The 7,418-nt window shown below is 74.7% G+C and carries 7 protein-coding genes; 1 reads left to right on the top strand and 6 read right to left on the bottom strand.

Features of this window, described 5'->3' with window-relative positions; all coding sequences use genetic code 11:
• Positions 1-1,498, top strand: a 1,498-nt coding sequence (locus ACIQOV_RS18160; RefSeq protein WP_401049574.1) for an ATP-binding cassette domain-containing protein, incomplete at its 5' end; no start/stop codon positions are given.
• Between the two features lie 30 nt (positions 1,499-1,528).
• Here ACIQOV_RS18160 and ACIQOV_RS18155 read toward each other — a convergent pair.
• The 6 genes from ACIQOV_RS18155 to ACIQOV_RS18130 form a co-directional block, all read right to left on the bottom strand.
• Positions 1,529-3,010, bottom strand: coding sequence for a S41 family peptidase (locus ACIQOV_RS18155; protein WP_401049573.1), 1,482 nt, complete (start codon positions 3,008-3,010; stop codon positions 1,529-1,531).
• A 268-nt stretch (positions 3,011-3,278) separates the two neighbouring features.
• On the bottom strand, positions 3,279-3,929 hold the full coding sequence (locus ACIQOV_RS18150) for a Pr6Pr family membrane protein (RefSeq protein ID WP_401049572.1): 651 nt from the start codon (positions 3,927-3,929) through the stop codon (positions 3,279-3,281).
• 137 nt (positions 3,930-4,066) lie between these two features.
• Positions 4,067-4,786, bottom strand: a complete 720-nt coding sequence (locus ACIQOV_RS18145) for a response regulator (protein ID WP_401049570.1) — start codon at positions 4,784-4,786, stop codon at positions 4,067-4,069.
• The gene (locus ACIQOV_RS18140; protein WP_401049568.1) at positions 4,783-6,051 is read right to left on the bottom strand and encodes a sensor histidine kinase; all 1,269 of its coding nucleotides are present in this window, start codon (positions 6,049-6,051) and stop codon (positions 4,783-4,785) included. The genes ACIQOV_RS18145 and ACIQOV_RS18140 overlap by 4 nt, the downstream gene beginning before the upstream one ends.
• Complete coding sequence (locus tag ACIQOV_RS18135) at positions 6,048-7,025, bottom strand: hypothetical protein (RefSeq protein ID WP_401049566.1); 978 nt, start codon at positions 7,023-7,025, stop codon at positions 6,048-6,050. Before ACIQOV_RS18135 ends, ACIQOV_RS18140 begins: the two co-directional genes overlap by 4 nt.
• An 81-nt stretch (positions 7,026-7,106) precedes the next feature.
• On the bottom strand, positions 7,107-7,418 hold a 312-nt coding region (locus ACIQOV_RS18130; RefSeq protein ID WP_401049565.1), incomplete at its 5' end, for a GNAT family N-acetyltransferase.

The following is a 7,418-nucleotide window of genomic DNA, read 5'->3' as shown; positions in this document are numbered from 1 at the left end:
CGACTGGGACGTCGAGGAGCGCGCCCGCGCCACCCTCGACCGGCTCGGCCTCCACCGCCTCGGCCTCGACCGCACCACCGGCGAACTCTCCGGCGAACTCGGCTACCTGCCACAGGGACTGACGCTCGACACCACATTGCGGGTGGACGAGGCGCTCGGCGTCCGCGGCGCCCGTGAGGCCCTGCACGCCATCGAGTCCGGCGACACCGACCAGCGCCACTTCGACGTGATCGGCGACGACTGGGACGTCGAGGAGCGCGCCCGCGCCACCCTCGACCGGCTCGGCCTCCACCGCCTCGGCCTCGACCGCACCACCGGCGAACTCTCCGGCGGCGAGGTGGTGCTGCTGCGGCTGGCCGCCCTGCTGATGGCCCGCCCCGACGTCCTGCTGCTCGACGAGCCCACCAACAACCTCGACCGGGCCGCCCGCGAGCGGCTCTACGAGACGGTGGCCGGCTGGAACGGCGTGATGCTGATCGTCAGCCACGACCGCGAACTGCTCCGGCACGTCGACCGGATCGCCGACCTTCGGGACGGCGAAGTCACCTGGTACGGCGGCGACTTCGACGACTACGAACGCACCCTCGCGGCCCAGCAGGAGACGGCCGAGCGGCTGCTGCGCAACGCCGAGGCCGACGTCCAGCGCCAGAAGCGGGACTTGGCCGAGGCCCGCGTCCGGCTGGACCGCAGCGCCGCGTACGGCAAAAAGCGCTCGGTCACCCGCAACGACCCGCACATCTTCGCCGGGATGCTCAAGCGCAAGGGCCAGGAGACGGCCGGCCGCCTCCAGGGCATGCACACCGAGCGACTGGAGGAGGCCAGGGCGCGGCTCGGCGTGGCCGAGGAGGCGGTGCGGGACGACGCCGAGATCCGGATCGACCTGCCGCGCACCGCCGTCCCGGCCGGCCGTACCGTGCTCACCCTGGACAAGGTCCGGCTGCCCTACGGCGCCACCGCCGACCTCGACCTGCGCGGGCCCGAGCGGATCGCCCTGGTCGGCCGCAACGGCGCCGGCAAGTCCACCCTGCTGCGCACCATCGCGGGCGAACTCGCCCCGCTGGCGGGGGAGGTCATCACCCCGGTGCCGCTGCGGTACCTCCCGCAGCGGCTCGACCTGCTGGACGACGAGCGCTCGGTCGTGGAGAACGTCAAGCTGTTCGCCCCCGGCACCGGGGACAACGCGGTCCGCGCCCGGCTCGCCCGCTTCCTGTTCCGCGGGGCCCGGGCCGACCGGCCCGCCGCCACCCTCTCGGGCGGCGAGCGCTTCCGCGCGACACTGGCCGCCCTGCTGCTGGCCGACCCGCCGCCGCAGTTGCTGCTGCTCGACGAGCCGACCAACAACCTGGACCTCGCCAGCGTCCGCCAGCTCACCCAGGCGCTGGCCGCCTACCGGGGGGCGCTGATCGTGGCCAGCCACGACCTGCCGTTCCTGCGCGGCCTGGGGCTCACCCGGTGGCTGGAGCTGGACGGCGAACTGCGGGCGGTGGAGCCGATGTAGCGCCTGGCATCGCTGCCGTGCCTGCCGTTGTTACTCCCGGTCGCCCTGGGCGCCCTGGTCGGCCCGGTTGCCCTGGGCGTCCTGCCGGCCCTGGGTGTCCTGTCGGCCCCGGGCGTCCTCGACGAGCATCCGGCGGGCCGTGCTCAGGGCCGAGTCCCTGAGCACGGCCAGCTCGTCCGGGGTGAACACCGGGGTGCGGACGTTCGGCGGGATGCCCGGTCCGTCGAAGGTGCCGCCGTTCCGGGTGAGGTACTTCTCGTTCGGCAGGCCGACCATCAGGTCCGGCGAGAGCTTCTTGATCATCACGTCGGAGAAGACGCCCTGGGTGTTCTCGCCGACCCGCAGCACCTTGGGGGAGCGGCCCATCATGGCCTGGGTGAAGGTCTCCGCCGCACTGGTGGAGATCGAGGAGGTGAGCACCGCCACCGGGCCGTTGAAGCGCGTGCCCGCCGAGGGGTGCACGGTGACCGGCTCGGGCCGGGTGAACTTCGCCGGGTCGGCCGGGTCGTTGCGCGCCACCTTCCGGTAGGCGACGTAGGGGCGGTCGGTGAGCCGGGCGGCGATGTGCAGCCCGAGCGCGTCCGAGCCGCCGCCGTTCAGCCGCACGTCGACGACCAGTCCGGCCGGGCGGTCCGGGCCGGCCAGCAGGGCGTCCAGCGCGCGGTCCAGCTCGTCGAGCTGGCTTTGGTGGCCGCCCGCGGCGTACCTGCCGAAGCTGCTCACCCGGAGGTAGCCGATGCCGTCGGGGAGCCGGCCCACGCCGAGCCGGCCGTTGGCGAAAGGCTGCTCCGGACCGGTGAGCCGGGCGGCCGAGGCCTGCCGGGCGCGGGCGGCCAGCTCCTCGGTCTCCTCGGTCGACCCGGGCCGCTGCCCGCCGAAGACCAACTCGGGGTGCCCGTCGACCACCCGGGCCAGTGAGGTGTGGGCGTCGCCGAGCGGGCGGAGCATGTCCACGAGGACGGCCTGCAACTGGTCGACGGTCGTCGTCGGGGTGATCGTGCGCCGCTTCTCGTCCCGGACGGCGTGCCAGTCGATGCCCTTGGCGGCGAAGAAGGGGTAGTTCTCCTCGAAGTTCTCCCAGAACCGGTCGAAGACCGCGAGCGGGTCGTTCGCAGCCGGCGTGGCGCACAGCGGCGGCAGGGCGTCCAGACGGTTGAGCGTCTTGCTGCCGACCCCGCCCTCCTCGTGCTCCACCGCTCGGTTCCGGCCCCGGGGGGTGAGCGTCAGGGCGTTGTCGCCCATGCCGTAGCGGGTGGTGCCGTCCGGTCCGGGTGCCGCGGTCCGCGTCCCGGTGATCCACCCCGGCACGCAGCTGTGCGCCGTCACGTCGTAGGTGGTGAGCCGGTCCCCGGAGACCGCGACCAGCAGGCCGTAGCCCTCCGTCCGCCAGACCCCGTCCAGCGGGTTCGCCCGCCCTTCCTGGGCCGCGGCCGCCCCCGGCGCCGCCAACCCCACCGCCGCCGCGAGCGCCACCGCCGCGGCCGCCGCCCTGCCCGTGCTCCTGCGTGTCATCTCCGGCCTCCGCCGAACCCCGGTCTCCCCCGCGGAACCCCTCCGCCACCGCTCCCGGCCGACGCTAGGGCGGGCCCCACCGTCGGGGCGTCATCCGGCGAGCCGCACCCGCTTCCTCCTGCGGGCCCATCCGCTTCCTCCTCAGGGCCCATCCGGGGCAGGGAGGAATGGTCCCCGGTGGTCTCGACAGCGGACCGGTGCGCCGTCGGGCAGGAGTTCGCCGAGGCTGAAGGTCGCCGAGGCTGAAGGTCTCTGCGGCGGACGGGCGTCAGGCCTGCGGCGCGGGCCGCAGCCGGCCCGCGATCCGGGTCCCGAGCCGGTCCAGTCCGACGACGAGGGCGGCGAGCACCACGAACTCGACGGTCAGCAGGGCGATCTGGCCCCAGACGTAGCCGTAGCCCTTGGTGGTCGGGTCGAAGAAGAAGTAGGGGTAGGGCATCGGGTAGTCGTCGAACAGCGCGTTGCGGGCGAGCACGATCGCCGCGTAGCCGAGCGGGAAGCCCAGCCAGAGCGGTATGTCCTTCCAGGCCGCGGCGTTGCGGGGCTTGAGCACCAGCCAGTCGACGATCACCATGACCGGCGTCACGTAGTGCAGGAAGAACGACGACCAGTGCGCCAGCCTGTTCGGCCCGCTCACCAGCCCGGGCAGCGGGTTGGCGCCGTGTTCGAGCAGGATGTGCGAGACCAGCCCGGTGATCAGGATGTACAGCGTGGCGGCGCCGCGCAGCCGGGGCGCGGGCGCGTCCACGATGCCGCGCTTGAGCATCCAGTACACCGCGCCGATGAAGTAGCCGAACACGATCACGTTGCTCTGCACGGTGAAGTAGACCAGCGGCGCGGTTCCGAGGATCAGGCCGAGGCCCGCCGAGAGCACGATGCCCATGCGCCACCACAGCGCGGGCCGGGTCCGGACAGTCATGCGGCCACCAGTTCGTTCCAGGCGATACGGGAGGTATCGGAGGTTTTCGGGGGAAAACCGCACTCTACTCGCTGGTGACGATCGGGTGGAATCCACGTTCGATTTGCGCGGCGCCGAGGAAGCGGTTTGAGCGGGTGTCAGCCCGGCAGCACGAAGCCCGACTCGTACGCCGCGATGACCGCCTGGGTGCGGTCCCGGGCGCCCAGCTTGGCCAGCACGCTGCCGACGTGCGTCTTCACCGTCTCCGGGCTCACCACCAGTTGCCGTGCGATCTCGCCGTTGCTGAGCCCGGTGGCCATCAGTCGCAACACCTGGCCCTCCCGCTCGGTCAGCCGCCGGATCGGCCCCCGGCCCGCCCGGTCCGCCCGCTCGGCCTCCCGGCGCCGGTCCGCGCCGTGGCGCAGCGCGAGTTCGCGGACGGCCGCCGGGAACAGCAGCGAGTCGCCGCGCGCGACCAGCCGCACCGCCTGCACCATCTCCTCCGCCCGGGCCCGCTTCAGGAGGAACCCGGCGGCGCCCGCGCGCAGCGCGTCGTACACGTGGTCGTCGTGCTCGAAGGTGGTGACGACCAGGATGCGCGGCGGCGCGGCCATCCCGTTGACGAGCTGTTCGGTGGCCCGGATGCCGTCGATGCCGGGCATCCGGACGTCCATCAGCACCACGTCGGGGCGCAGTTCGCGCACCAGCGGGACGACCTCGGCGCCGTCGGCGGCCTCGCCGACCACGGTGAGGCCCGGTTCGCTGTCGATCACCACCCGCAGGCCCAGGCGGACCAGCCGCTCGTCGTCCGCGATCACCACCCGGATGCTGTCCGCGGCCCGGCCCACGCCTTCGTCCGCACCTTCGTGCTCGTTCACGTCGTCCCTCCCACCGGCAGCCAGACGGCCAGCCGCCACGTCGTTCCGTCCTCGCCGGGCCCCGCCGTGCTGCCGCCGTGCAGGGCCGCCGCCCGTTCCGCGATCCCGCGCAGTCCGCGTCCGCCGCCGGGGCGGCTCGGCCGGGCGGGGCCGAGCGGGTTGGTCAGCTCGATCTCCAGCCGGTCGCCGGCCAGCCCGACCCGGAGCCTGGCCGGCGCGGGCCCGGCGTGCCGCAGCACATTGGTCAGGCCCTCCTGCACGATCCGGTACGCCTCGCGGGAGACCGCCGCGGGCAGGTCGCCCAGCCCGGGCGCCAGCTCGCCGTCCACCGCGACCCCGGCCCGGCCGAGCTGGCGCAGCAGGTCGTCGAGCCCGCCGAGGGTGGGCCCGGACGGCTCGGCGGCCTCCGGGTCCTCCTCGCGCAACAGCCCGAGGACGGCGTCGAGTTCGGCGACGGCGCCCCGGGCGGTCTCCTCGATCGCCGCGAGCGCCTCGGCGGCGAAGTCCGGGTTGCTGCGCAGCACCCGGGCGGCGGCCGAGGCCTGGATGCCGACGGCGCTGAGCGCGTGCCCGACCGAGTCGTGCAGCTCGCGGGCCAGCCGGTTGCGCTGGGCGAGCACGGTGGCCCGGCGCTCGGCGGCGGCCACCCGCTCCTCGGGGGTCGGGCCGAGCAGGACGGGCGCCCAGCGGGCGAGCAGCGCCCCGCAGGCGGCGTTGGTGCCGACGATCAGCAGCAGCACGCCGAGGCCGAGGGCCGGGCCGGTGACCAGCCAGCCGGGGAAGTGCCGCTCCCACATCCGGACGAACTCCCTGGTCCCCGCGAAGCCGAGGACCAGGACCACCGCGAAGGGGGTGCCGGCCAGCGTCATCCCGGCGACCACCCCGCCGAACAGGACGTGCAGCACGTACCAGAGCGCGGTGCGTCGGCGGGCGGTCCAGGAGCGGGCCGGTCCGGTGGCGAGGTCCTCCGGCCGGGCCACCGCGCACAGCGCCCGCGCGGCCGCGCCCTCCAGGCCCCGCACCGTCGGCACCAGCGCGGTGACCGCGGCCATCGGCAGCGAGGTGAGCAACGACAGGACGTACATCAGCAGTTGGCGGGCGGGTGACTGGTCCGGGTCGAGCGCCCCGTACAGCACCACCGACAGCATCCAGTACGGCATCAGCAGCGCGCCGCCCAGCACCAGGTGCACCCAGCGCAGGCGGGCCCGACGCCCCAGCGCGGCCCCCGCCGCACGCCGCAACCGGCGGCCCACCCCCGTGATCACCCGCGCGACTCTACGGCAGCGGCGCGCCGGCGGGCGCCCCATTCGGTCAACGCCGTCGCCCCGACCGCCAGGACCAGCACCGAGGCCACCACCTGGGCGCTCTGCACCAGGGGTGTCAGCCCTGGCACGGCCGTCCGCAGTTCGGTCACCCGGGTCGTCGTCACCCCGAAGGCCACCAGCTGCCAGCCGCCCCAGCCGAACAGCGAGCCGGCCGCCGTCCACACCACCAGCAGCGGCCCGAGCACCCGGCGCCCCGGCCGGATCCGGAAGACCAGGACCAGCAGCGCCGCCGCCGCGGCCACCGCCATCACCGCGGCCACCCCGTCCATCACCGCCACGCCCCGGCTCCGGGCCTCGGCCATGTCCCGCGGAAGTCCGGCGGTGCCGCCGAGTGCCCAGTAGGCGCGGACCGCCGCGACGCCCGCGGCGAGCAGCGCGGCGACGCAGGCGAGGACGCGCTGCACGGTCAGGGTGGGGGAGCCGGGCAGGTCACCGATCCGCTCCCGCAGCAGCCCGGCCCAGCGCTGTCGGGCGTACAGGGCGAAGGCGGTGAGCAGGGCGAGGCCCTGGACGGCGAAGCCGCCGTACACGACGAGGAAGACCCAGTCGCCGATGCCCTTGTCGTCCGGGTCGCCGTGCTCCGGCCCGAGCACCAGGACGCTCAGCAGGTACAGCGGCAGTGCGATCAGGATCGTGCCGAGCAGCCCGGTCGCCACCCACATCGGGAACGCCACCAGTCCGGCCGGTGCCCGCCGCCCCCACGGCCGGGCGAACGCCAGCGCCAGCGCCACGGCGATCGCGTCCATGCCGAAGGTCAGCAGGTTCACCAGCCACAGCCGGTCCATCTCACCGGGGGCGTCCGACCCCACCGGGTGCCCGGTCAGCCAGAGCAGCTTCAGCGTCAGGTACGGCCCGGTCGCCGCCACCGCCGTCCACGCCGCCCCGGTCCGCACCGCGTGCTCGTTGATCCTCATGCCCCCACCGTCCCGCCGGGCCCCGCCCCGGGGCCTCCGCCCACGGTGCGATCCCGCTCCCCCCGGCGGGGGATCTCCGGCTCAGGCCGGTGCGAGGGCCGGGGCCATCCGGTGGATCACCCGGTCCTCCTCGTCGGTGCGGCCGTCCGGGTCGGCGACCAGCCCGAGCCGCTCGGCGAGCCGGCGCGAGGGCAGGTTGTCCGCGTGGATCAGGGCGATCACCGGGATGCCGGGGTGGCGCGGCAGCCCCTCGGCCATCGCCGCCCGGGCCGCCTCCGCCGCGTACCCCTTGCCCCAGGCGAACGGCCGGAACCGGTAGTAGAGGTTGAACACCCGCTCCCCGTCCAGGGTGTGCAGGTAGAGCCCGGCGAACCCGATCACCGCCCCCGGGTC

Origin of the sequence: Kitasatospora sp. NPDC091257 (genome assembly GCF_044757675.1) — a bacterium.
In the GTDB taxonomy this organism is placed as follows: Bacteria; Actinomycetota; Actinomycetes; order Streptomycetales; family Streptomycetaceae; genus Kitasatospora; species Kitasatospora lactacystinica.
This window is presented reverse-complemented; position numbering and strand designations above follow the sequence as displayed.